The sequence below is a fragment of the Aliiroseovarius sp. S253 genome, from assembly GCF_049800855.1.
Classification (GTDB): Bacteria; Pseudomonadota; Alphaproteobacteria; order Rhodobacterales; family Rhodobacteraceae; genus Aliiroseovarius.
This window is the reverse complement of sequence record NZ_JBNAFW010000002.1, coordinates 208791-231814: the sequence shown is the minus strand read 5'-3', so window position 1 is coordinate 231814 and position 23024 is coordinate 208791. Positions and strand designations below refer to the sequence as shown.

General features: G+C 58.5%; 22 protein-coding genes and 1 riboswitch. Of the genes, 14 read left to right on the top strand and 8 right to left on the bottom strand.

Going from position 1 to position 23024, the window contains the following annotated elements; genetic code table 11:
- The first annotated feature begins 105 nt into the window (after nt 1–105).
- From ACP15F_RS12605 to ACP15F_RS12575, 7 genes are all read left to right on the top strand, one after another.
- On the top strand, nt 106–1662 hold the full coding sequence (locus ACP15F_RS12605) for an ABC transporter substrate-binding protein (protein WP_424941182.1): 1557 nt from the start codon (nt 106–108) through the stop codon (nt 1660–1662).
- Between the two features lie 139 nt (nt 1663–1801).
- Nucleotides 1802–2782, top strand: coding sequence for an ABC transporter permease (locus tag ACP15F_RS12600; protein ID WP_424941181.1), 981 nt, complete (start codon nt 1802–1804; stop codon nt 2780–2782).
- Complete coding sequence (locus ACP15F_RS12595; protein ID WP_424941180.1) at nt 2779–3729, top strand: ABC transporter permease; 951 nt, start codon at nt 2779–2781, stop codon at nt 3727–3729. The genes ACP15F_RS12600 and ACP15F_RS12595 overlap by 4 nt, the downstream gene beginning before the upstream one ends.
- A gap of 4 nt (nt 3730–3733) precedes the next feature.
- The gene (locus ACP15F_RS12590) at nt 3734–4729 is read left to right on the top strand and encodes an ABC transporter ATP-binding protein (protein ID WP_424941179.1); all 996 of its coding nucleotides are present in this window, start codon (nt 3734–3736) and stop codon (nt 4727–4729) included.
- Entirely contained in the window at nt 4726–5772 is a 1047-nt protein-coding gene (locus ACP15F_RS12585) for an ABC transporter ATP-binding protein (protein WP_424941178.1), read from the top strand. The genes ACP15F_RS12590 and ACP15F_RS12585 overlap by 4 nt, the downstream gene beginning before the upstream one ends.
- Before the next feature lie 14 nt (nt 5773–5786).
- Nucleotides 5787–6749 carry a LysR family transcriptional regulator gene (locus ACP15F_RS12580; RefSeq protein ID WP_424941177.1) on the top strand — a complete coding sequence of 321 codons (963 nt, stop codon included), beginning with the start codon at nt 5787–5789 and terminating at the stop codon, nt 6747–6749.
- Between the two features lie 101 nt (nt 6750–6850).
- On the top strand, nt 6851–7117 hold the full coding sequence (locus tag ACP15F_RS12575; protein WP_424941176.1) for a spike base protein, RCAP_Rcc01079 family: 267 nt from the start codon (nt 6851–6853) through the stop codon (nt 7115–7117).
- A 76-nt stretch (nt 7118–7193) separates the two neighbouring features.
- Here ACP15F_RS12575 and ACP15F_RS12570 read toward each other — a convergent pair whose 3' ends face one another.
- Entirely contained in the window at nt 7194–8213 is a 1020-nt protein-coding gene (locus ACP15F_RS12570) for an NAD-dependent epimerase/dehydratase family protein (protein WP_424941175.1), read from the bottom strand.
- Between the two features lie 187 nt (nt 8214–8400).
- Here ACP15F_RS12570 and ilvD point away from each other — a divergent pair, with 187 nt between their 5' ends.
- Nucleotides 8401–10236: a dihydroxy-acid dehydratase gene (ilvD, locus tag ACP15F_RS12565; protein ID WP_424941174.1), complete on the top strand. Its 1836-nt coding sequence runs from the start codon at nt 8401–8403 to the stop codon at nt 10234–10236.
- Between the two features lie 106 nt (nt 10237–10342).
- On the top strand, nt 10343–11026 hold the full coding sequence (locus ACP15F_RS12560; protein ID WP_424941173.1) for a haloacid dehalogenase type II: 684 nt from the start codon (nt 10343–10345) through the stop codon (nt 11024–11026).
- Here ACP15F_RS12560 and ACP15F_RS12555 read toward each other — a convergent pair.
- The 5 genes from ACP15F_RS12555 to ACP15F_RS12535 all read right to left on the bottom strand — a co-directional run bounded on the left by ACP15F_RS12555 (nt 10999) and on the right by ACP15F_RS12535 (nt 15569).
- Entirely contained in the window at nt 10999–12534 is a 1536-nt protein-coding gene (locus ACP15F_RS12555) for an alkaline phosphatase family protein (RefSeq protein WP_424941172.1), read from the bottom strand. The genes ACP15F_RS12560 and ACP15F_RS12555 overlap by 28 nt on opposite strands.
- A gap of 165 nt (nt 12535–12699) precedes the next feature.
- A complete protein-coding gene (locus ACP15F_RS12550; RefSeq protein ID WP_424941171.1) occupies nt 12700–13251 on the bottom strand; it encodes a biotin transporter BioY in 552 nt (183 codons plus the stop codon).
- 6 nt (nt 13252–13257) lie between these two features.
- Nucleotides 13258–13869 (bottom strand): energy-coupling factor transporter transmembrane component T family protein, encoded by a 612-nt coding sequence (locus ACP15F_RS12545; protein ID WP_424941170.1) that lies wholly within the window; start codon nt 13867–13869, stop codon nt 13258–13260.
- Nucleotides 13844–14575, bottom strand: a complete 732-nt coding sequence (locus ACP15F_RS12540; RefSeq protein ID WP_424941169.1) for an energy-coupling factor ABC transporter ATP-binding protein — start codon at nt 14573–14575, stop codon at nt 13844–13846. Before ACP15F_RS12540 ends, ACP15F_RS12545 begins: the two co-directional genes overlap by 26 nt.
- Before the next feature lie 133 nt (nt 14576–14708).
- On the bottom strand, nt 14709–15569 hold the full coding sequence (locus tag ACP15F_RS12535) for a LysR family transcriptional regulator (protein ID WP_424941168.1): 861 nt from the start codon (nt 15567–15569) through the stop codon (nt 14709–14711).
- A gap of 99 nt (nt 15570–15668) precedes the next feature.
- Here ACP15F_RS12535 and tmpA point away from each other — a divergent pair, with 99 nt between their 5' ends.
- The 3 genes from tmpA (at nt 15669) to ACP15F_RS12520 (ending at nt 19426) form a co-directional block, all read left to right on the top strand.
- Nucleotides 15669–16814 (top strand): 2-trimethylaminoethylphosphonate dioxygenase, encoded by a 1146-nt coding sequence (tmpA, locus tag ACP15F_RS12530; RefSeq protein ID WP_424941167.1) that lies wholly within the window; start codon nt 15669–15671, stop codon nt 16812–16814.
- Nucleotides 16811–17398: a (R)-1-hydroxy-2-trimethylaminoethylphosphonate oxygenase gene (tmpB, locus tag ACP15F_RS12525; RefSeq protein ID WP_424941166.1), complete on the top strand. Its 588-nt coding sequence runs from the start codon at nt 16811–16813 to the stop codon at nt 17396–17398. The genes tmpA and tmpB overlap by 4 nt, the downstream gene beginning before the upstream one ends.
- Nucleotides 17399–17515: 117 nt before the next feature.
- Nucleotides 17516–19426 carry a M10 family metallopeptidase gene (locus ACP15F_RS12520; protein ID WP_424941165.1) on the top strand — a complete coding sequence of 637 codons (1911 nt, stop codon included), beginning with the start codon at nt 17516–17518 and terminating at the stop codon, nt 19424–19426.
- Here ACP15F_RS12520 and ACP15F_RS12515 read toward each other — a convergent pair whose 3' ends face one another.
- Together ACP15F_RS12515 and puuE are read right to left on the bottom strand one after the other, a co-directional pair.
- Nucleotides 19427–19918 carry an ureidoglycolate lyase gene (locus ACP15F_RS12515; protein ID WP_424941164.1) on the bottom strand — a complete coding sequence of 164 codons (492 nt, stop codon included), beginning with the start codon at nt 19916–19918 and terminating at the stop codon, nt 19427–19429.
- Nucleotides 19915–21336, bottom strand: coding sequence for an allantoinase PuuE (gene puuE / locus ACP15F_RS12510; protein ID WP_424941163.1), 1422 nt, complete (start codon nt 21334–21336; stop codon nt 19915–19917). Before puuE ends, ACP15F_RS12515 begins: the two co-directional genes overlap by 4 nt.
- Nucleotides 21337–21449: 113 nt before the next feature.
- On the opposite strand from puuE, the gene uraH reads away from it, so the two are divergent.
- Nucleotides 21450–21803: a hydroxyisourate hydrolase gene (gene uraH / locus ACP15F_RS12505; protein WP_424941162.1), complete on the top strand. Its 354-nt coding sequence runs from the start codon at nt 21450–21452 to the stop codon at nt 21801–21803.
- Between the two features lie 103 nt (nt 21804–21906).
- Nucleotides 21907–22118, top strand: a riboswitch (cobalamin riboswitch).
- Nucleotides 22119–22237: 119 nt separating this feature from the next.
- The gene (locus ACP15F_RS12500; protein WP_424941161.1) at nt 22238–23023 is read left to right on the top strand and encodes a DUF4198 domain-containing protein; all 786 of its coding nucleotides are present in this window, start codon (nt 22238–22240) and stop codon (nt 23021–23023) included.
- Nucleotide 23024 lies beyond the last annotated feature (1 nt).

Below are 23024 nucleotides of genomic sequence, written 5' to 3'. Positions count from 1 at the left end.
GTGGATTGCCTCATGCGCCCATTGCATACCCTATTCGATATCGGCATTTGCGCCCATCTGCCCCCGGCTCTAGCGTTTTGATCACAACCACAGGGGAGTAAATCCATGACTAAGATTGTCCGTAGCCTTGCGGCAGCCGCCGCAGTGGCGACGTTGGCATCGGCAGCTTATGCCGAAACCACCGTGCGCGTTGCTTATGACGCTGACCCGGTCTCGATGGACCCGCATGAACAGCTGTCTGGCGGCACGCTTCAGCTGTCGCACATGGTCTTTGACCCGCTGGTGCGCTGGACCAAAGATCTGCAGTTCGAAGCCCGTCTGGCCGAAAGCTGGGAACAGATCGACGACACCACCATGCGCTTCAAGCTGAAGAACGGTGTGAAGTTCCATTCAGGCAACATGCTGACCGCGAAAGACGTGGACTGGACCTTTGACCGCCTGAAGGCCAGCGACGATTTCAAAGGCATCTTCGCACCCTTCACGGATGTTGAAGTTGTTGACGACATGACCTTCGACCTGAAAACGGCCGAGCCCTATCCGCTGGTGCTGCACACCGCGACCTACATCTTCCCGATGGACAGCGCGTTCTATACCGGCACCACCGATGACGGCAAAGATAAGTCGGAAATCGTAAAGCACGGCGACAGCTTTGCCTCGCGTAACATCTCGGGCACTGGCCCGTTCGTTGTGTCCGAGCGTGAGCAGGGTGTGAAAGTGGTCTTCGATCGTTTCGGCGATTACTGGGATACTGAAACCGCTGGCAACGTCGACAAGATCATCCTGACCCCGATTAAAGAAGACCCGACCCGTGTGGCCGCGCTTCTGTCGGGTGACGTTGACTTCATCGCGCCTGTTCCGCCGACTGATCTGAAACGCGTTGGCGATGCTGACGGTGTTGACCTGATCACCATGGCTGGCACACGCATCATCACTTTCCAGATGAACCAGAACCGCGTCGAGGCCTTCAAGGACCCGAAAGTGCGTCTGGCCATCGACTATGCCGTGAACAACGCTGGTATCGTAGACCGCATCATGCGTGGCTTCGGCACCGTGGGTGCTCAGGCATCGCCGGCTGGCTATCTGGGGTACAACCCGGAAATCACGCCGCGTTTCGATCTGGAAAAAGCGAAGGCTCTGATGGCTGAAGCTGGTTATGCTGATGGCTTCTCGATCACGATGATGGCTCCGAACAACCGCTATGTAAACGACGACAAGATCGCACAAGCTGTTGCCTCGATGCTGTCGCAGATCAACATCAAGGTTGACCTGCAGACCATGCCGAAAGCCCAATACTGGCCCAAGTTTGACGAGCGCGCTGCTGACATGATGATGATCGGTTGGCACGCAGATACCGAAGATTCGGCGAACTTCCACCAGTTCCTGTCGGCTTGCCCGGATGAAGCTACCGGCAATGGTCAGTACAACTCGGGTGCATATTGTAACTCGATGGCGGATGACCTGATGAACGCGTCGAACAGCGAAACCGACCCGGCAGCACGTGCCGAGCAGCTGCAGAAGCTGGAAGGTATCCTGTACGACGAAGCGGCCTTCATTCCGCTGCACTGGCAGAACCTTGCTTGGGGATCGAAGTCGAACATGAACTCGGCTGACATCGTCAACGCTCTGAACTTCCCTTACTTCGGCGACCTGGTCGTCCAGTAAGAGGTAATCTCCGGGCTGGCCATGTGCTGGCCCGGATCACACCCTGATTGCGTACAGTCTCTGCTTGGCTCTTGCGAAGCATCCTGTCTCCTGACATCACACGGTGCGCAACAGATACACGTCTACAAAGGTCAAAACGATGTTTGCCTATCTCGTAAAGCGAGTATTTCAGGCGATTGCAGTGATGTTTGTCATCTCGGTGATCGGCTTTGCCATCCAGGGCAATCTGGGCGACCCGCTGCGCGAGCTGGTCGGGCAATCGGTATCAGAAGAAACGCGTCAGCAATTGCGCGACGAGTTGGGGCTGAACGACAGCTTCATGACCCAATATCTTCGGTTCGCAGGTAATGCGCTTCAGGGGGATCTGGGCACGTCGTACTTCTTCAAAGAACCGGCGCTGGACGTGATCTTGAAAAAATTGCCCGCCACGCTTGAGCTGGTGCTGGGCGCAACAATTATCATCATCGGCATGTCGGTCCCGCTGGGTGTGTATACGGCGATCAAGCCGGACACGATCCTAAGCCGGTTGATCATGGGCCTATCGATTATCGGGATTTCGATCCCTGTGTTCCTGACCGCGATCATGATGATCTTCGTCTTCTCGGTTCATTATGGCTGGTTCCCATCTTTCGGCCGTGGCGATGTCGTGCACGTGTTCGGCTATTGGGAGACCAACTTCGCAACTGTCGATGGGTGGATGCATATCATCCTGCCATCCTTTGCGCTGGCGTCGATCATGCTGCCTTTGTTTGTGCGTCTGATCCGCTCGGAAATGATGGAAGTGCTCCAATCCGAGTACGTGAAATTCGCCAAGGCCAAGGGCATTAGCCCGCGCCGTATCTATTTCCTGCACGCGCTGAAGAACACGCTTCTGCCGGTTATCACCGTGGGTGGCGTGCAGATCGGCACGATGGTGGCCTATACGATCCTGACCGAGACGGTGTTCCAATGGCCGGGCATGGGTTTCATGTTCCTTGAGGCTGTGAACCGCGTCGATACGCCCCTGATCGTGGCCTATCTGATCGTTGTGGGTTTCATCTTCGTGGTGACCAACACGATCGTTGACCTGATCTATGGACTTGTGAACCCGACCGTGAACATTGCGAGGATGGGCGCATGAGCAGCAACACCATGACCCCGGGCACCGACCCTTCGCGCTTTGCGAAGATCTGGAACTCGAACATCGGGTATAGTTTCCGCAAGAACCCCGTTGCGATTTTCAGCATGGCGATCTTCCTGATCATTGCGATATCCGCGTTGCTGTCGCCTTTGCTTGCTCCCTTTGATCCCTATGATCCGGCGTCGATCGACATCATGAACTCGGAGTATCCGCCGTTCTGGGTGGATGGTTCCTTGCCTGACTTCTCGCTTGGGACCGACGATCAGGGCCGCGACCTGTGGTCGACAATTTTGTATGGCACCCGCCTATCGCTGCTGATCGGTGTCTGCGCGGTGGCGCTACAAGCCTTCCTTGGCATCTCAATCGGTCTGATTGCAGGTTATGTCGGCGGACGCCTGGACAGCCTTCTGATGCGTCTGGCCGATATCCAGCTCAGCTTTTCGACCCTGATGGTTGCGATCATCTTCCTTGCAGTGACCCAAGCGATGTTTGGGTCCGAGACCTTCAACCAATATGCCGTGTTCTTCCTGATCGCCGTGATCGGCGTGGCTGAGTGGCCGCAATATGCGCGGACCGTGCGGGCTACCGTTTTGGCCGAGAAGAAGAAAGAGTATGTCGACAGTGCTCGTGTGCTGGGCTTTGGGCCGGGGCGCATCATGGTACGGCATATCTTGCCGAACTCGCTGTCGCCGATCTTTGTTATCTCGACCGTGCAGGTGGCGAACGCCATCATCTCGGAGGCGTCGCTAAGTTTCCTTGGTCTGGGCATGCCGCCCAGCCAGCCTTCGCTTGGTTCGCTGATCTCGTCGGGCTTCGACTATATCTTCTCGGGCAGCTGGTGGATAACCGTCATTCCGGGTGTCGTGCTGGTCGTGCTGGTCCTTGTCATCAACCTTCTGGGCGACTGGATGCGCGATGTCCTGAACCCGAAACTTTATAAGGGGTGACGCGATGAGCCTTCTTTCCGTCCGTGACCTGACCGTAAAATTCGCGATGCGCGAACAGACGGTCACCGCTTTGAACGGCATTTCCTTTGATCTTGCGAAAGGCGAACGCCTTGGGATCGTTGGGGAAAGCGGGGCGGGCAAGTCGATCACCGGCTTTGCCCTGATGAACCTGCTCAGCCGCCCCGGTTTTATCGACCATGGTGAGATCATGTTCGAGGGCGAAGACGTTGTCACCATGAACGACCGGCAGCTGCGCGGGATGCGTGGCAACCGCATGGCGATGATCTTTCAGGATCCGATGGTGACGCTGAACCCGGTTCTGACCATCGGGCAGCAGATGATCGAGACGCTGATGGCGCACCGCAAGCTGTCGCGCGAAGAGGCGCGCCAGATTGCGATCGTGAAACTGCGCGAGGTCTATATTCCTTCGCCTGAAGAACGGTTGGATCAGTATCCGCACGAGCTTTCAGGCGGGATGCGGCAGCGGATTATCATTGCGATTGCGCTTTTGCTGGATCCGCAGATGATCATCGCAGACGAACCGACCACCGCGCTGGATGTGACCATTCAGGCGGACATCATGGAACTGCTGCTTGAGCTGTGCCAGTCCAATCAGGTCGGTCTGATCCTGATCACGCACGACCTTGGCGTGGTCAGCCAGATGACTGAACGTACCTTAGTCATGTATGCGGGCCGTATCATCGAAGCTGGCCGCACGCGCGAGATCATCAACGATCCGCAGCACCCATATACGCAAGGGCTGATCAACGCCCTGCCACAACAGACACTGCCGGGCCAACGGCTCAAGCAGATCCCGGGAAATATGCCATCACTCACGAACATCCCCCCGGGATGCCCATTCAATCCGCGTTGCGAATATGCGACCGACCTGTGCCGCTCGCGCATCCCCGAGATCTCGCATTTCGGCGAGGTCGAAGTTGCCTGCCACGAGGTTCAGCGCCTGCAATCCAATGACGCCCGGCGAGAGGTCAAAGCATGAAGGACATGGCAACCCAGCCGCCCCTGTTGGAAATCAAGGGGCTTGAGAAGCGGTTTGATCTGGACCAGGGCTTTCTTGAGACGGTGAAGTTCAAAGGTGGGCGGATCACGCGGGAAGCGCGCTCGGTCCATGCAGTGAACAACGTGTCGCTGGACGTCAGTCGTGGCGAGGCGCTTTGCGTGGTCGGTGAAAGCGGCTGCGGCAAGTCCACGGTGGCCCGTCTGGTGGCTGGTCTTCTGACCCCCAGCGCAGGCGAGATCCACTACGAAGGGCAGCGCATTGATGATCTGTCGCGCCATGACATGTTGCCCCTGCGCAAGAAGATCCAGATGATCTTCCAGAACCCCTATGCGTCACTGAATCCGCGTATGACGATCCTGCAAGCGCTGGAAGAGCCGGTGCGTCACCACAATCCGAAGTACTCGGCGGCTGAGGTGCGGGACAAGGTGACCGAGGTGATGATGTCCGTCGGTGTCGATCCCACCTGGATCAAACGCTATCCGCACGAGTTTTCGGGCGGGCAACGTCAGCGGATCGCCATCGCGCGTGCCCTGACTGTGGACCCCGAGTTCATCATTGCAGATGAGCCGATCAGCGCACTGGACGTCTCTATTCAGGCGCAGGTTCTGAACCTGATGCTGGAAGCCAAGGAAAGCCGCGGTCTGACCTATCTGTTCATCACCCACGATCTAAGCGTGGTTGAACATTTCGGCACGCGGGTTGCGGTTCTGTATCTGGGGACCGTCTGCGAGGTTGCCGAGACGGCAACTCTGTTTTCGAATCCAAAACACCCGTATACTAGGGCCTTGCTGTCCGCAGTGCCGCAGTTGAAGGATGACCGGCCGAACCATATCCGCCTGAAAGGCGAGATCCCGACGCCGATCAATTTGCCGCAAGGTTGCCCCTTCGAAAGCCGCTGTGCCTTTGCGAATGGCAGATGCAAAAGTGAAAAGCCGCGCGCAATTCACCAGCCAGACGGCAGCATGGTTGCCTGTCACGCCCTTGAAGAAGGTCGGTTGGATGCGGATGCGCCTGGCCTTTAAGGCGGATTGGCCCTTTGGACATTCTTTGGTTGAAAGACTTCGAAGCCCTTGTCGCGTGCAGGAATTTCTCGCGCGCGGCGGAAGAGCGGAATGTCAGCCAACCGGCGTTCTCGCGCCGGATCCGTGCGCTTGAAAACGACATCGGTGTGCGGCTGATCAACCGCGAGACGCTTCCCCTGACATTGACGCCTGCGGGTGATGTGTTCCTGTCGCAGGCACGCATCATGTTGCGGACTTATGAAGAAACGATTGAGCGCTGCCAAACTATTGATGCGGCGAAGGAAAACGTAATTCGCTTTGCAGCGTCCCAGTCGCTTTACATGACGCATTACAAGCACCTGATTACCCCGTTGGTGACCGAAGGCGGGATGGAGACGGATCTGAATTCGACCTCGTGGGCGGCGGATCAGTTCGTCAGTGCATTGCAGCAGCGGTATTGCGATGCGTTCCTGACCTATTGGCACCCGTCGATGGACTATCTTGGCCCGCTTGAGGTGGCAAATTTCGAGCACATGACGCTGGCACATGACCTTTTCGTCCCAGTGTCGCGCTGCAAGCCCGGCGGGGAAGCGGAATTCACATTCAGTGAAACCGCGAAAGAGGCCATCCCGCTTCTGTCCTATGGTGCTGTTTCGGCGTTGCGTTCGGTGCAGGAATTTGTGGTCGAACAGATTGTCAGCCCACGCAAAGTATTCGTCGTGAACCAGAACGCATTGGCCAACAGTGTGAAAGCGATGATCCTTGAAGGATTCGGGATGGGGTGGTTGCCCCTCAGCCTGTGCCAGTCCGAGATTGATGATGGTGTTCTGACCATCGTGGATGATCGATTGGTCACAGATCTTGAGATACGCATCTATCGCGACCCCAAGAACAGCAAGAATACACTAAGCAGCCTGTGGAATCAGTTGTCCGATCTTGGACCCGATGTGTTGCCCTCGTCGTTGACGGCGACGCAACAGGGCGTGCGGCCCAGTTAAGGCTTCTTCAACCCGTCTGCTTAGAAAGCTCGACACACCAACGCGCAAAGGTGCCCAGATTTTGGCTACCTGTCAGCGTGTGAACTTGTCAGGAGCTTGCAATGTCCAATCCCTTCGAAAACCGTTCGCCGTCTCTGCGTGGACCGGCCACCGATCTGGTACCTGTGTTGCCGTCCGATCTTAGCGAACTGCCAAATGTGGCGGTGTCCTTGTATGTGGAAAACGGCGGCGTCGTGTCGTTTGTCAGCGTGGCGGGTGGCATCCGGACCGTTACGGTCGCAGACAATTCCTTCCTTCCAGTCGGTGTGCGTAAGGTTATGTCGTTGGGGACAACGGCGACTGGTATCCACGCGCTTGTACTGACGTGATCTTGGTCTGTTTTCCCACCATCACATAATCAAAACCCGCCCGAACACGGCGGGTTTTGTCTTTTGGGCATAAGGCTTAGACCTTGTAGTAATCTCGGTACCACGCCACGAAGCTGTTCACGCCGTCGCGGAAATCGGTGGCTGGGCTGTATCCGGTCAGACGGTGTAGCAACGTTGCATCCGCCCAAGTGGCAGGCACATCGCCTTTCTGCATCTCCATGTAGTTACGCGTGGCTTTCTTGCCCAAAGCGTCTTCAATCGCTTCCACGAAATCCAACAGGCGCACCTTGTCCGAGTTCCCAACATTTACCACGCGATAGGGCGCGGCAGGGGACAGGCTGTCGCCTTCCTCGATGTCATCCTTACTGTCGGGGCGGACCGGAGGGCTGTCGATCAACAGGCGGATTCCACGAACCAGATCCTCGACATAGGTGAAGTCACGGAACATATCGCCATTGTTGTAGATGTCGATGGGCGTGCCCTCGATGATCCCTTTGGTGAACTTGAACAGTGCCATGTCGGGGCGACCCCACGGGCCATAAACGGTGAAGAACCGGAACATCGTCGACGGGATGTTCCACAGATGCGCATAGCTGTGGGCCATGCTTTCATTCGCCTTCTTGGTGGCCGCATAGATGGTCAGCTGGTTGTCGGCCTTTTCCATTTCAGTGAACGGCATCTCATCATTCGCGCCATAGACCGAGCTGGTCGAGGCCATCAGCAGGTGGTCCACCTCGTGACGACGGGCGGCCTCCATCACGTTGAAGGTGCCGACGACGTTCGAGTCGATATAAGCGCGGGGATTCTCAAGGCTGTAACGCACGCCCGCCTGCGCTGCGAGATGAACAATGATGTCGGGCACGAAGTCGTCTGCCATTTGGTCAAACAGCTCCAGATCTTCCAGCATCCCTTCGGTGGCTGAGAAGCCTTCGTTCTGTAAAAGCATCTGGTGGCGGCGCTGCTTCAAGGTGACGTCGTAATAATCCGTCATCCCATCGAAGCCGTGGACACGAAAGCCCTCTTCCAGCAGCAGTTTTGATAGGTGATAGCCGATAAACCCGGCCGAGCCCGTCACAAGAACCTTACGTTTGCTCATTGAAAATGACCTTTTCTGAAATCGTCAGTTCCTGTTCTAAACGTCGCAATCGTCCGCGCCAAGCGTCTTGCTGCTGCGGACGGGGAGGGGCGCAATACCGACGCAGATGATAATCTGCACTGGTTTCGGAGCGCGCAGAGTGATAATCGCTGCCAGACAGGAACACTAAGATAAGGGTGGGAACCGCATGCCTGCTTACAGATCCAGAACTTCTACTCATGGCCGCAACATGGCTGGTGCCCGCGGCCTTTGGCGCGCGACCGGCATGACCGACAGCGATTTCGGCAAGCCGATTATCGCCATCGTGAACAGCTTCACCCAGTTCGTACCGGGTCACGTCCACCTGAAGGATCTGGGTCAGATGGTCGCCCGCGAGGTCGAGGCTGCAGGCGGCGTCGCCAAAGAATTCAACACCATCGCTGTCGATGACGGCATCGCGATGGGCCATGACGGGATGCTGTATTCGCTGCCGTCGCGCGAAGTGATCGCGGACAGCGTCGAATACATGGTCAACGCACACTGCGCCGACGCGATGGTCTGTATCTCGAACTGCGACAAGATCACCCCCGGCATGCTGATGGCCGCCATGCGCCTGAACATCCCCGTGATCTTCGTGTCCGGTGGTCCGATGGAAGCAGGCAAGATCGACATTGCCGATCTGGACATGACCAAGATTGACCTTGTGGACGCTATGGTTGCCGCTGCGGATGACAAGTTCACTGACGAGCAGGTCCAGCACATCGAAGAGAACGCCTGCCCGACCTGTGGGTCGTGCTCGGGCATGTTCACCGCGAACTCGATGAACTGTCTGGCCGAGGCGCTGGGCTTGGCACTGCCGGGCAACGGCTCGACGCTGGCTACTCACGCCGACCGTAAGCACCTGTTCCTCGAGGCTGGCCGCAAGATCGTCGAGATCACAAAGCGCCACTATCAGGACGACGAAAAAGGTCTGCTCCCGCGCGAGATCGCGACTTTCAAAGCGTTCGAGAACGCCATGTCGCTGGACATCGCCATGGGCGGATCTACCAATACGGTTCTGCACCTTCTGGCCATCGCCAACGAAGGCGAAGTTGATTTCAACATGACCCACATGGATCAACTCAGCCGTAAAGTGCCGTGCCTGTGTAAGGTCGCGCCGAACATCCACAACGTGCATATGGAAGACGTGCACCGTGCGGGCGGCATCTTCTCGATCCTCGGTGAATTGTCGCGTGCGGGGCTTCTGCACAATGATTGCTCGACGGTGCATTCCAGCACTATGGGCGAAGCGATTGCCAAGTGGGACATCAAGGTTGCAAACAATCCCGAAGCCGAGAGCCTGTTCAAGGCGGCCCCCGGTGGCGTGCGCACCACTCAGGCGTTCTCGACCGAGAACCGGTACAAGGAACTAGACACTGACCGCGAAGGCGGCGTGATCCGTTCGAAGGAACACGCGTTCAGCCAAGACGGCGGTCTGGCGGTTCTGTTCGGCAACATCGCTGAAGATGGCTGCATCGTGAAAACCGCTGGTGTGGATGCATCCAACCTGACTTTCACCGGCACGGCCCATGTCTGTGAAAGCCAGGACGCTGCCGTGAACAACATCCTGACCGGCAAGGTTAAGGAAGGCGACGTGGTTGTCATTCGCTATGAAGGTCCCCGTGGTGGTCCGGGTATGCAGGAAATGCTCTATCCGACCAGCTATCTGAAATCGAAGGGTCTGGGTAAATCCTGTGCGCTTTTGACGGATGGTCGTTTCTCGGGCGGGACCTCGGGCCTGTCGATCGGTCACGCTTCGCCGGAAGCGGCTGAAGGCGGTGCCATCGGTCTGGTGCAGGACGGCGACAAGATCGAGATCGACATCCCGAACCGCTCCATCAACCTTGCCATCTCGGACGAGGAAATGGCGGCACGCCGCAAGGCGCAGGATGAAAAAGGCTGGCAGCCTGCTGAGCCGCGCAAGCGCAAGGTATCGAAGGCACTGAAAGCCTATGCGATGCTGGCCTCGTCGGCAGCAAAAGGCGCGGTGCGCGTCATCGACTAAACACCATCGGGCGCGTAGGTAGGAATACCTTCGCGCCCGTTTTCCCTTTCCCGACCACCCTGCTTGCCCCTAGGCTAAGGGGGCGAACGGAAAGGACCTCTCCATCATGCCCATCAAAGCGATTGCATTCGACGCCTATGGCACCCTGCTGGATGTCTATTCGGTCGGCGCATTGGCGGAAGAGTTCTTTCCTGGCAAGGGCGCGGACATTGCCGTCACATGGCGCGACAAGCAGATCGAATACACCCGCCTGCGGACGATGTGCGACCGCTACGCCGATTTCTGGCAGGTGACCGGGGACGGGCTGGACTATGCCTGCGAACTGCATGGGGTCGCCCCGACGGCAGAGCAACGTGCTGCGTTGATGGGCGCCTATGAGAAGCTGACCGCGTTCGAGGAAAACCTCGCCCAGCTGACCCGTCTGAAAGCTGCTGGTGTGCCGATGGCGATCCTGTCCAATGGGACGCGCGCGATGATCGACAGCGCGCTTGATGCTGCAGGGTTGGAGGGGCTGTTGGACCATGTTTTGTCGGTCGACACGGTGGGCAAGTTTAAAACCGCGCCCGAGGCCTATCAGATGGGGCCGGATGCGTTCGGCCTCGACGCATCAGAAATCCTGTTCGTGTCGTCCAATTGCTGGGACATCTGCGGGGCCACGTGGTTCGGCTATCACACGATCTGGCTGAACCGTTACGGCCTGCCAATGGAACGGCTGGGGGTCGAACCAATGGCGCGCGGGAAAAGCCTGAAGGACGTGGCAGATTACGCGCTGGCGTCATTCTCGGGATAGCGCGAGGCTCGTTTCGGCCCCTGATCGGTGATCATGTCATACGATAGCGTATGGTCCATGTTCAGCATTCGGTGCCGCAGCATTTGCCGCGTCAGCCGGGTCAGATCGGCAGCGAAGGCCGGGTTCTCGGCAACATTCTCAAGCTCTCCCTGACCATCGTGATCAAACAGAAGTGGCGGCAGATCAGCGGCGAATTCGATCAGGGTAAACCGTTGATCGCGCAGGATGCCGACGCAGGAATTGCTGGCATCCGTGCCCAGCTCTTTTTGCCACAGGGTCGGCGTGATCGGGTCTCCGAAATCCAGTTCCGAGAAGGAATAGTCGCGCCAATCGCCCGGCGTCTCGCCCGACAGGAACGGCAGCAGAGACCGCCCGTCCATCGCATTCGGCACCTCTTGTCCAACCCATGACAGGATCGTCGGAGTCAGGTCGATGCTTTCGGTCGGCACGTCGACAACATGCCCCGCGTCACCGCCCGACGCGTGGATGATCAGCGGCGTGTGATAGGCCGCGTCATAGACCGAGTGCTTGCCCCACGCGTGGTGATCGCCCAGCATCTCGCCGTGGTCGGCAGTGACTATCAGAAGCGTATCGTCCCACTGGCTGCTGTCTTTCAGGAAGGTGACGACGCGCCCGATATGGTGGTCCACCTCGGTCGCCAGTCCCAGATAAACGGCGCGCAGGGCTTGCAGGGTCTCGTCGCTGTCGTCGGCTTTCGCGCCGATAACAAAGTTCGCGGCCTTTTCTTTGGTCAACGCAGGGCCAAAGAACGGATGCACGGCGGCCTCGTCGTCCCGCGTGCCAACCCGCTCTGGGTCGGGCAGGGTGGTCGGGTCGTACATGTCGTTATAGGGCGCGGGGGCGACCAGCGGCGGGTGCGGGCGGATATAGGTCAGATGCGCGAACCAGCTTTGATCGGCATAGGCAGGCATCCGGTCAAGGAACTGGTCGGTCAGGAAGGCGGTGTCGCTGTCCTCGGCCTTGTACACGGCGGGGGCGTTGATCGCAGAACCATTGCCGCCGGGGATGTAAAGCTGCCAATAATTATTCCAGTGGTGCCCTTTGCCCATCAGGTAGGACCGCCACGGGTACGACATCTCAAGCCGCATTTCGACATGTTCGACAAAGCCCGCCATTGGACTTTCGTAGGTCTGCACGGCCGGGTCATTCGGTGCGAAGACGCGCGGGTCCTGCGACGTGTCCGTATAGCCAAACAGCATCGGCAGATACCCGGCCTTTCGCATCTCGCTGGCGATGGTGGGCGTGTCGTGACGAAGCGGCGTGCCATTGCGCACCGAGCGGTGGTTCATCGAATACTGCCCCGTCAGGATCGAGGCACGCGACGGCCCGCAGGGGTTCACGACCGAGAAGTGACGTTTGAACGTGACGCTTTCGTCCATGAGGACCCGCAGGTTGGGCAGGTCCACGTGATCGGCCAGCGCGCCATGCAGGCAGTCCGCCCGCAGCTGGTCGATGATGATAAACAGCACGTTCTTCTTGGCAGCCATCTCGGACCTCCTACCTTGTTATGAAATTGATAGGGCATGGATTTTCACGGCGTCCAGCGGAAGTTTCACTGGCACCGTCGAAATCGGCAAACTGGTCTATATCGCAAAAGAAAAAGCCGCAGCGCTTGTAGCGCTGCGGCTTCGGCCCAGAAGAGCGATTTTAGATCAGGCTTCGGCGCGCGACAAAACGCTGGCCGGGCGCACTTTGACCAGTGCTGCGGTCAACATACCGGCAAGAGCTGCCTTGATGATGTCGCCGGGGATGAAGGCGGTGACCAGACCGGTGGCTTCGACCAGTGTCTTGTCCAGCATGAACGCCAGACCCGGAATGCCGAAGGCGTAAAGCACGATGATACCGCCGATGACCGAGGCTACACCAGCGCTTAGCCAGACGGGGCCAGTGCGCCATTTTTCAGTAATCAGACCGGTGACGAAAGCTGCGACGGGGAAACCGATCAGGAAACCGACCGACGGGCCAGCGAAGACGCCCAGACCGCCGCGACCGCCGGACAGTAGCGGCAGACCGATGGCAACCAAAAGCAGGAACAGCAGCACGGCCAGCGCGCCGCGCTTGGCGCCCAGAATGGTGCCGCACAGCATGATGCCAAGGCTTTGGGCCGTGATCGGAACACCAAAAAACAGATCAATCTTGGGGATCAGGCCAAGCGCCGCGATCAGGGCTGCGAACAGCGCGATAAGGGTTACATTCTTTTCCATGACTTCTCACTCCTTCATGGCGTCGAAACCGCCGCGCGCACGCAGCGCGTCGGCAATATGGTCTGCGTCGTCCAACGCAAGAACCGTGAATGGCAGGATGATGCGCCAGCCGGGACGGCGGGCAGACCGGGCGCGCCAGGCCTCGGTCAAATGGGTGCCTTTTGCTAAAAGCACAGGCGTGAAGCGGATGACCAATGCGATCGCAGTCTCGAGGTATTCGGTGCGCAGACCCAGCGCGCGCAGGGGCGTGGCCAGCCAGCGCACGACGGCGATCATATCAGACAGGCGCGTGGTCATCGTGACCAGATTGGCCAACCCCACAGCGGTCAGCATGCGCAGGATGATAACCAACCCGTCGATGGGGCTGCGGGTGATGATGTGATAGATGCCGACCAGCAGAACGAAGGGCCACAACACTTTCAGCGACCGCAGTCCAGTGCGCAGGAAGCTTTGACCGGGCAGGGCATAAAGTGTCAGCGTGGTTGCGAATGCGGCCAGATGGAACCACAGGCTTTGCATCTGAAACAACACGATCGTCACGACGCAGAGCGCCGCCAGCTTCAGACCGGCGGGCCAACCATGTGCGCGGGTCTCAATCGGAGAGGTTAGAGATATCATCGCTTTCCCCCTGCTGTTTCATCTGGGCGGTGAAGGCGGGTAGCACATCGGCGGGCTGACCCTGCTGAGCCAACGCACCGGCCTCGATCCACAACACATGGTCATAGGCGGTCAGTTCGTCCGGGTCGTGAGTGACATGGACCAGAGTGCCCTCGTACCGCTCCAAATAACGGCCAAGCTGCATCCGTGTCGGGATGTCGAGTCCCGCGAAAGGCTCGTCCAGAACCAGAATGCGCGGGGCCATTGCAAGAACCGCCATCAGGCAGACCAGTTGTTTCTGCCCCTGAGATAGCCCGTGCACGTGGCTATCCGCCCAGTGGGATTTGCCAAACCGATCAAGCTGCGCGCGGGCGGCAGCCTCGGGATCGTCCAGACCAAGCTGGCGCAGGCCAAAAGCCAGTTCCTCGACCACAGTGGGGAAGATGATCTGGTGGTCGGGGTTCTGAAACAGGATGCCCACCAGCGACAGTGCGGCGCGGCGATCTTTTGCGGGATCAACCCCGTCGATCCGCACGGTGCCTGCGCTAGGCTCCACAAGTCCGGACAGAAGTCGCGCAAAGCTGGTCTTGCCCGACCCGTTGCGCCCGATGATGCCGATGCGTTTGGCGGTCAGGTCTACCGACAGGTCCGACAGAATCCGACGCTCGGCCACCGTAAGGGCAGCGGTGCTGAATTCGATCCGCGCGGGTTTCATCTGTCTGTCCATGTGCCCTTTCCAAGGCCCCGAAGTTTGCAGGTATTTGACGGGCCTTTTAACGGGACGCAATAGAGAATGCCGCAAGAAAACGCAGAAACCGTAGTTCTACCTCGATACATTTCGGGCCTCGCATTTGATCACATCAGGTGCAGATCGCAGTTGTCAGCGTGTTCCATTGGCGTTGGGTCAGCTCTCCACGTTCCGCCACCATCCAGTACGAATTCTCGGACGGAAGAGCGTCTTCGGACAGGCGGATCAGCTCTCCAGATGCTAAAGCGCGTTCGACCAGCGGGATTGATGCCAACAGCACACCTGCGCCTGCGCGCGCGGCAGAGAGGGCAGCGGTGAAGGTATCAAATCGCAGATGCGGGATCGGGGTGGGGGCGTCGCCGGTCTGCGCCGCCCACTCATGCCAGCCCATGCGTGGCCCAGACAGTCCGATCCGTGGCAGGTCTTGCCAGCGCTCCGGCTCCAGCCCTCGCATCAAAGCGGGCGCGGCGACGGGGGCCAGCACTTCGTCAAATAGGCGGGCGCGGTGTGGGATGTTCCAATCGCCGCTGCCATAGCGCAAGCGCACCCCGCGCAGCTGCGGATTGTCTTCAGACGCCAGCATCAGCGTCTTGAATGACAGTTGTACGTCTTCTCCCAGTGACAGCCCCGCCAATCGCGGCGCAATCCAGTGTTCGAGAACCGAGGCGCTGCTCCAGATCGTCAGGCGTTTACGTTGAATGCCGAAGAGCTCTTCTGAGCTTTGGCGCAGCGTCCCCAGCGCGTGGGTGACGTAAGGAAGCCATGCCTCGCCCTCGACCGAGAGCACAACGCCGCGCGGTTTGCGGATGAACAGGGCGACGCCCAGCCGGGTTTCCAGATGCCCGATCCGCTGGCTGATCGCGGCCTGTGTCAGTCCGGTTTCCTGCGCGGCGGCGGTAAAGCTGCCCAGCCGTCCGGCGACCTCGAACGCGTGAATCCAATCGAGGGGCAGGTTTGAGAGGGGATTATCCATAAGAAGATCGAGGTCTCAGATGCAATTTCGCTTGGTTGTCCTTATCACGCTTTGCGCGGACAATCACCACAGGATCAACGCGTCACAGGAGACACGCGCATGTTTACCACCCAGCTTGACCCGGCGGGCCAGGTTCTGACCCTGACCACCCCAAACGGCCCCCTTCGTTTTCACGCCATGTGGCTTCGTGACAATTCGTGGGATCCCGAAACCCGCGCGGCTGGCAATGGCCAGCGTCTGCTGTCTTTGGGCGAACTGCCCGCCGACACGCATATGACCGAGGCCGGGGTGAGTGGAGATCAGATCACTGTCACCTTTGCACCGGAAGGCAAGACCGTCACCTATGATGCGGGCTGGTTGGTCAAGAATGCTTATGATCGTCCGGCGTCAACGGAACGTGGCTGGCTGGGCGAAGGCATCGAGACTTGGAATTCCGGCCTGATGGGCGCTGTGCCAATTGGCGACTTCGCGCAGCTGTCTTCGGACTCCGACGCGCTGGCCGCGTGGCTGGAACTGGTCACGCGCTATGGCTTCGGCAAGGTCGTGAACGGTCCGGTCGAGGACGGCGCGCTGTTCAAGGTGGTCGACCTATTCGGCTATGTGCGTGAAACCAACTATGGCCGTCATTTCGAGGTGCGGACCGAGGTGAACCCGACCAACCTTGCCTTCACGGGGCTTGGGCTTCAGGCGCATACAGACAACCCATACCGCGACCCGGTGCCCTCGGTTCAGGTGCTCTATTGTTTGGAAAGCTCGGCCGCTGGCGGCGAGAACATGGTCGTGGACGGTTTCGCCGCCGCGCGTCGCCTGCGCGAAGAAGACCCCGCCGCCTTCGACGTTCTGGCCAATCACTGCGCCCGGTTCGAATATGCGGGTGAAGAGGGCGTTTGCCTGCAATCGCGCCGCCCCATGATCGAACTTGCCCCGGATGGCGAGATCATCGGCGTGCGCTTCAACAACCGATCGCTGGCCGCCGTGACCGACGTGCCCTTCGACCAGATGCAGGCCTATTACGCCGCCTATCGTCGTCTGGGCGAGATCATTGACGACCCCGCGATGGAGGTCACCTTCCGCCTTGAGCCCGGCGAAGGCTTCGTCGTCGACAACACCCGCGTTTTGCATGCGCGTAAAGGCTATTCCGGTGAAGGCACACGCTGGCTTCAGGGATGTTACTCGGACAAAGACGGGCTGCGCTCGACCTTTGCTGCCCTGTCGCGGTCGCGTCGTCAGGAGGCTGCGGAATGAAGCCGAATATCGAAACCCTCACTGCGGAAAACATCGTCGACTTCATTGGCGGGATCTTCGACCGCCGTGGCGGTGAGGAGTATCTGGGTGAAGACGTCACGATGGCCGAACATATGCTGCAAGGGGCCACCATCGCCGAGCAGAACGGCCAAAGCGAAGAAATCATTGTCGGTGCCCTTCTGCACGACATCGGCCACTTCACATCCGAGTTCGGCACCTATCACCCCGATGACACCGAAGACCGCCATCACGAAGATGCGGGCGCCGAGGTGCTGGAGCAGTTCTTCCCAAGCGTCATCACCGATTGCGTGCGGTTTCACGTGGCGGCGAAACGCTATCTTTGCGCGACAAAGCCGTCCTATTACGATCGGCTAAGTGCGGCATCAGTGCATACGCTGGAATTGCAGGGCGGGCCCATGAGCGCGGATGAAGTGGCCGTTTTCGAAAAGAACCCCAACCTGAAACAGATCATCGCGGTGCGTTATCTGGACGAAGCAGGCAAGCGCGCCGGGATGGAAACGCCGGACTATTGGCACTTTGCGCCGATGGTTCAGCGCATGGTGGATCGTCACCGCGCGACATAGTGCTAGTGTGCGGGCTGTGTGTCGCACTGCCCGCACAAAACCGCCTAAATGCGATATCAACCTTGCGATGAACGCGCTGCTTTGCTTTGTTGTGGACAAATTGGTTGGGAGGCCAGCATGTCCATTGACAATGTAGATCATCACGGGACGCACGCAGGGACCGGCGTAGCTGGGGCGACGTCTGCAGCGTTGCCGACGTACACGATCCCCCAGGTCGCAGATTACTTGGTCAATGGTTATTGGAACGCGACCGGACGTTCATGGCGAAAGTTCGACGTGTCGTCTGGCGGTACTCTTACCTATTCGGTCAAAGGGCTTGAGGCCGCTGGGGTTTGGTTCGTCGAAAAAGCGCTGCAAGTTTGGAGCTTGGCGACCGGGATCAAGTTTGTGAAAAGCTCTCCGTCAAATGCAGACATCGTATTCGAGGACGACGATAGCGGTGCCTATAACTGGTCCGTGACCTCGGGCAATGAGATCCTGAAATCCACCGTGAATGTAAGCACCAGCTGGTACAAGGGCGATGAGTACGACCTACACAGCTATTCCTTCCAGACATATGTACATGAAATCGGCCACGCACTTGGGCTGGGGCATGCCGGAAATTACAACGGCAGCGGAGGCTTCCCGGGCGATGCGCACTATGCCAATGACAGTTGGCAAATGTCCGTCATGTCGTATTTCTCGCAGACCGAGAACACGAACATAGATGCGACCTATGCCTATCTACTGGGGCCGATGGTGGCGGATTTTTATGCCATTCAAAGCCTGTATGGTACGCCAAGTTCGTCCAACGGGGGGAACACGATCTGGGGTGTCGGCTCGAATGCCAAGGGTGCATACAACAAGTTTGTTAGCCTTGGCAAAGGCTGGCCGGGCGCTGCCATGACAGTGTTTGACACAGGCGGAGTAGATACGTTCAATTTTGCTGGCATACAGGCCAACCAGCGGATTGACCTGCGCCAAGGAAGCATCTCGGATGTGCTCGGCGATAAAGGCAATCTGGTGATTGCGCTGGGCACGGTCATTGAAAATGCCAAAGGTGGTGGGGGTGACGACTTCCTGTATGGTAATGACCAAGCGAACAAACTGTATGGCAACAGTGGCGATGACGATCTTTTCGGATTTGGTGGCAATGACTATCTGTACGGTGGTTCGGGGACCAATCATCTGGATGGCGGCACAGGGTTCGACTTTGTGGACTATTCGAACAAAAGAACCTTCATCTATGTCGACTTAGAAACCAATTGGTCCGGCGGTGTGGCTGGCGGTGATTCCTATGCCAATATCGAAGGAGTTATCGGAGGTTCCGATGATGACACCCTTATTGGTAATGGCGTCGCCAACACTTTGCGCGGTGGCGCTGGCAACGATCAATTGAATGGTGGCGGAGCTGCAGACCGTTTGGTTGGTGGGTCTGGAAACGATCGATTGATGGGCGGGGCCGGTGGTGACACTCTGATCGGCGGCACCGGATTCGACTTCATCTTGTATTCGACTGAGGTTGCAAGCGTCGAAATCGATCTTCTTACCAATGATGCACTGGGTGCGGCATCGGGCGACAGCTTCTCGAGTGTTGAAGGCGCCCACGGTGGTTTTGGCGCCGACATTCTGCGTGGAACAAATTCAGCCAACAAACTGTACGGTCGTGAGGGCGATGATCTTTTGATTGGCCGGTTCGGGAACGATCGCTTGGTCGGAGGCGATGGCAATGACGTCCTAAAAGGCGGCGGTGGCAAGGACCATCTGTTGGGCCATGATGGCGATGATTTCCTGTTCGGAGGGACAGGTCAGGACCGCTTTTATTATAACGACGGGCAAGACGTGATTTCTGATTTCCGAGCGGGTCAAAAAGATAAAATCTATGTTGATGATGATCTTGTCGGGAACATCTCAGTGTGGAGGATGCTGAAGACGAAAGCGACCGTCGTGGACGGCGATGTTCACATCGACTTTGGCAATGGCGACAAGCTGATCATCGAAGATGTTTCCAACAAGATGAGCCTTGTAGACGACATTCAGTTCTATTGATCACCCCTTTGGTGGGTGGACCAGAATAGGCTCAGCAAAGCTGAACTCTTCCAAGTTGGTGCCATCCCCAATCCGATCAACAACCGCATAAAGTCCCTGCGCGTCAATGGGGGCGAGAACCCCGTGCCATGTGCCTTTGTGCAGGTTGATTGCCTGATCCGCGCGCATGATGAAGGCTTGTGGGGTGCCCGGGATGCCGTCTTCATCCGGGCAGACAGTCACCAAAAGGGGCACGCCATTCATCGGGATAAAGGCCTGTGACCCCAACGGGTGTCGTTCCACCAAATCCAGCGTGTAGGGAAAATGCCGCGCCTTGCCATCAAACAGACTGATCCCTGCGCGGCCTTCGCCAAAGTCCAGCTGCGCCAGATCGTGATGGCGCTGGCACATGCCTGCGTTAATGGTCAGGCTGTCGCGGTCAGTCAGTTCCAACACATCGCCAAACGGTGCGAACGCTTCGGCCGTCAGCGGCTGAGCGGCGATCATGGTCATGGCAACAGGTCCATCAGGCGGAATTCTGCAATGCGTTCAACCTGACGGCAGGCCTCGGCAAACTCGGTGACGCGGTCATTCCTGACGCGCCGTTTGAAGGCCGCAAGGATCGATGCCTTGTCGTGATCCCGTACCGCGATGATGAAGGGAAAGCCGTGTTTGGCCACATATTCAGTGTTCAGATGCGTGAATGCCTCGTGCTCTTGGTCTGTCAACATGTCCAGCCCGGCGCTTGCCTGTTCAGAGGTGCTTTCTGCGGTCAATCGGCCTGCGGCCGCCAGTTTGCCCGCCAGATCCGGGTGTGCGGTCAGGACAGCCAACCGTTCATCAGCGCTTGCCGATCGGAAGGCGCGGCATAGCGCGTTGTGCAGACCCGCAGCACTGTCATGGGCGGGGCCAAGCTCCAATTCGAAGGCACGTTCGGCAACCCAGGCTGAGTGTTCGAAAATCCCACCGTAAAGCGCGACGAAACGGTCGCGTGACATCTGGCTGGGGCGCTCGAACCGCGTATGCGGGTGATGGGTGGCCCAGTGATCTGCAATCTCGATCCGGCGAGGACACCAGACGTCGTCATGCCGTTGAATGTGGTCGATGAACCGGCGCAGACCCGCGATCTTTCCGGGGCGCCCGATCAGCCGACAGTGCAGCCCGACCGACATCATCGCAGGGCGATCCCCGGCTTGCCCTTCGGCATAGAGCGTGTCGAAGGCGTCGATCAGATAGTCTCCAAAATCGTTGCCCGTCACCCAACCCGGCGCGGTGGCAAAGCGCATGTCATTGGCTTCCAGCGTGTAGGGGATGATCAGCTGATCCCGATCGCCGATCTCGGCCCAATAGGGCAGATCATCGTCATAGGTGTCCGAGACATAGTCGAACCCACCATGCTCGGCGACCAGCCGCACAGTGTTTTCCGAACACCGCCCCGTGTACCATCCGCGCGGAGGGGTGCCGACAACTTCGGTGTGCAGGCGGACGGCTTCGTCGATTGCGGCGCGCTCGTCGTCCTCGGGCATGTCCTTGTGCTCGACCCATTTCAAGCCGTGGCTCGCGATCTCCCACCCTGCATCCTTCATTGCAGAAACCTGTTCAGGGCTGCGGGCAAGGGCCGTTGCGACGCCATAGATTGTCAGCGGAATACCCGCACCCGTGAACAAACGATGCAGTCGCCAGAACCCCGCCCGCGCGCCGTATTCATAGATGCTTTCCATGTTCCAGTGGCGCTGGCCAGACCATTGGGCGGCACCCGGTATGTCGGACAGGAACGCTTCGGACGCCGCATCGCCGTGCAGCACGCAGTTCTCGCCGCCTTCTTCATAGTTCAGAACGAACTGCACCGCGATCTTGGCATCATTCGGCCAGTTCGGGTTGGGCGGTGTTGGGCCGTGGCCGCGCATGTCGCGGGTGTATCTGTCGGGCATGGGTTCTCTCGTGTTTGGTTCCGTCCCACCCTTCCAAGGAACACGGGTCAGGTCAAATAGGATTGCACCGGGACGCGGATCCCCCAATAGTGGGGCCAACGAGAGGACATACTATGACCGGATATCTGACCACCCATGTTCTGGACACGGCACGCGGCTGCCCTGCGCAAGGCCTACGCATTGATCTGTTCCGGATCGAGGGTGACGTACGGGCGCTGATGAGAAGCCTTGCAACCAATGACGATGGGCGGACAGACGAACAAATTCTGCCCGCAGACGAGTTCGAGGTCGGGACCTATGAGCTGGTCTTCCATGCGGGCGATTATCTGCGTGCGACCGGTCAGGACGGCGCAAGCCCGCTTTTCCTTGATGTGGTTCCAATCCGCTTTGGCATGGCCGAGCAGGCACACTATCACGTGCCGCTTTTGCTGTCGCCTTATGGCTACTCGACATATCGCGGAAGCTAATTCTCTTTCAAAACAACCTCTTGAAGTTTTTGCGACTTTTCCCGCCGCGTATGCGACCCATCGCCCCCCGCGCTTTCGCTTGACTCGTCCCCGCCTGTTCTGACATTCAGAACCAGCGATCGGTTTCGCGTGTGCAGAAGCACCGCGGAAGTAATAGGGAACCCGGTGAGGTGTAGCCAACAGGCGCCAAAACCGAGACTGCCCCCGCAACTGTGAGCGGCGAGCGAAGCTGAACATGCCACTGGGTCCGTCCCGGGAAGGCCAGCCAAGCAAAGACCCGCAAGTCAGGAGACCTGCCGGACGCTGGGCATCTGCCCATTTCCACCGGACGCCGGGGTGAGCGTCTGGCCCGGCGGTCCAAAGACCCTCCCGTGCCAAAACCCCGTTCGTTCATTTGATTGCAGGTAATACCTGTGACGTCGAATGAGGACGACATGAGAAAAACAGTTCTGGCCGCTGCACTGGCCACATTAATACCCGTTGCCGCACAGGCGCATTTTCTTCTTCAGCACACTGATGACGTGTTGATTGAGAAGCCCGGCGATGTGCCGATGGGCTTGATCTTCTGGCACCCGATGGAGAACGGGCACGCCATGGATATGGCTGCTCCGCAGGAATTCTTCATGGTCCACAACGGCAAGAAGACCGACCTGATGGATCGCGTGGCCCCGGCCGCTTTCAAGGGCAAGCATAATGAAGCTGCCGCTTTCACCGCCTCCGTACCGGTCAAGCGCTCGGGCGACTATGTGGTCGTGACAGTGCCTGCCCCGTATTACGAGCAAAGCGAAGACATCTACATTCAGCAGATCACCAAGTCGGTTCTAAACCGCAACACGCTGCCCACCGATTGGGATCAGCCCGTTGGCCTGCCGACTGAAATCCTGCCGCTGAACAAGCCCTATAACGTCGTGGTCGGCTCGACCTTCTCGGGCGTGGTTCTGTCCGAAGGTAAGCCGGTTCCGGGTGCTGAAATCGAGATCGAATATATGGCCGCCGAGCCGGATTTGGCCGCGTTCTCCACAACTGATAGCTCGGTCGGCGCGATGCCGGGCGGGACCATTGTAGCTCTGACCGACGCAAATGGCGTCTTCACCTTTGGCATTCCAAAAGCGGGCAACTGGGGCTTCGCGGCCTTGGGGTCGGGACCAATCACCGAACACGACGGCAAAGAGCTTAGCCAAGACGCGGTTCTGTGGGTCCACGCCACAGAGCTGAAGTAAG

Excerpts from the sequence above, each read along its gene's own strand:
- ACP15F_RS12605 (WP_424941182.1), top strand. The coding sequence starts at position 106 with ATGACTAAGATTGTCCGTAGCCTTGCGGCAGCCGCCGCAGTGGCGACG.
- ACP15F_RS12600 (WP_424941181.1), top strand. The coding sequence starts at position 1,802 with ATGTTTGCCTATCTCGTAAAGCGAGTATTTCAGGCGATTGCAGTGATG.
- ACP15F_RS12595 (WP_424941180.1), top strand. The coding sequence starts at position 2,779 with ATGAGCAGCAACACCATGACCCCGGGCACCGACCCTTCGCGCTTTGCG.
- ACP15F_RS12590 (WP_424941179.1), top strand. The coding sequence starts at position 3,734 with ATGAGCCTTCTTTCCGTCCGTGACCTGACCGTAAAATTCGCGATGCGC.
- ACP15F_RS12585 (WP_424941178.1), top strand. The coding sequence starts at position 4,726 with ATGAAGGACATGGCAACCCAGCCGCCCCTGTTGGAAATCAAGGGGCTT.
- ACP15F_RS12575 (WP_424941176.1), top strand. The coding sequence starts at position 6,851 with ATGTCCAATCCCTTCGAAAACCGTTCGCCGTCTCTGCGTGGACCGGCC.
- ACP15F_RS12570 (WP_424941175.1), bottom strand. The coding sequence starts at position 8,213 with ATGAGCAAACGTAAGGTTCTTGTGACGGGCTCGGCCGGGTTTATCGGC.
- ilvD (WP_424941174.1), top strand. The coding sequence starts at position 8,401 with ATGCCTGCTTACAGATCCAGAACTTCTACTCATGGCCGCAACATGGCT.
- ACP15F_RS12560 (WP_424941173.1), top strand. The coding sequence starts at position 10,343 with ATGCCCATCAAAGCGATTGCATTCGACGCCTATGGCACCCTGCTGGAT.
- ACP15F_RS12555 (WP_424941172.1), bottom strand. The coding sequence starts at position 12,534 with ATGGCTGCCAAGAAGAACGTGCTGTTTATCATCATCGACCAGCTGCGG.
- ACP15F_RS12550 (WP_424941171.1), bottom strand. The coding sequence starts at position 13,251 with ATGGAAAAGAATGTAACCCTTATCGCGCTGTTCGCAGCCCTGATCGCG.
- ACP15F_RS12545 (WP_424941170.1), bottom strand. The coding sequence starts at position 13,869 with ATGATATCTCTAACCTCTCCGATTGAGACCCGCGCACATGGTTGGCCC.
- ACP15F_RS12540 (WP_424941169.1), bottom strand. The coding sequence starts at position 14,575 with ATGGACAGACAGATGAAACCCGCGCGGATCGAATTCAGCACCGCTGCC.
- ACP15F_RS12535 (WP_424941168.1), bottom strand. The coding sequence starts at position 15,569 with ATGGATAATCCCCTCTCAAACCTGCCCCTCGATTGGATTCACGCGTTC.
- tmpA (WP_424941167.1), top strand. The coding sequence starts at position 15,669 with ATGTTTACCACCCAGCTTGACCCGGCGGGCCAGGTTCTGACCCTGACC.
- tmpB (WP_424941166.1), top strand. The coding sequence starts at position 16,811 with ATGAAGCCGAATATCGAAACCCTCACTGCGGAAAACATCGTCGACTTC.
- ACP15F_RS12520 (WP_424941165.1), top strand. The coding sequence starts at position 17,516 with ATGTCCATTGACAATGTAGATCATCACGGGACGCACGCAGGGACCGGC.
- ACP15F_RS12515 (WP_424941164.1), bottom strand. The coding sequence starts at position 19,918 with ATGACCATGATCGCCGCTCAGCCGCTGACGGCCGAAGCGTTCGCACCG.
- puuE (WP_424941163.1), bottom strand. The coding sequence starts at position 21,336 with ATGCCCGACAGATACACCCGCGACATGCGCGGCCACGGCCCAACACCG.
- uraH (WP_424941162.1), top strand. The coding sequence starts at position 21,450 with ATGACCGGATATCTGACCACCCATGTTCTGGACACGGCACGCGGCTGC.
- ACP15F_RS12500 (WP_424941161.1), top strand. The coding sequence starts at position 22,238 with ATGAGAAAAACAGTTCTGGCCGCTGCACTGGCCACATTAATACCCGTT.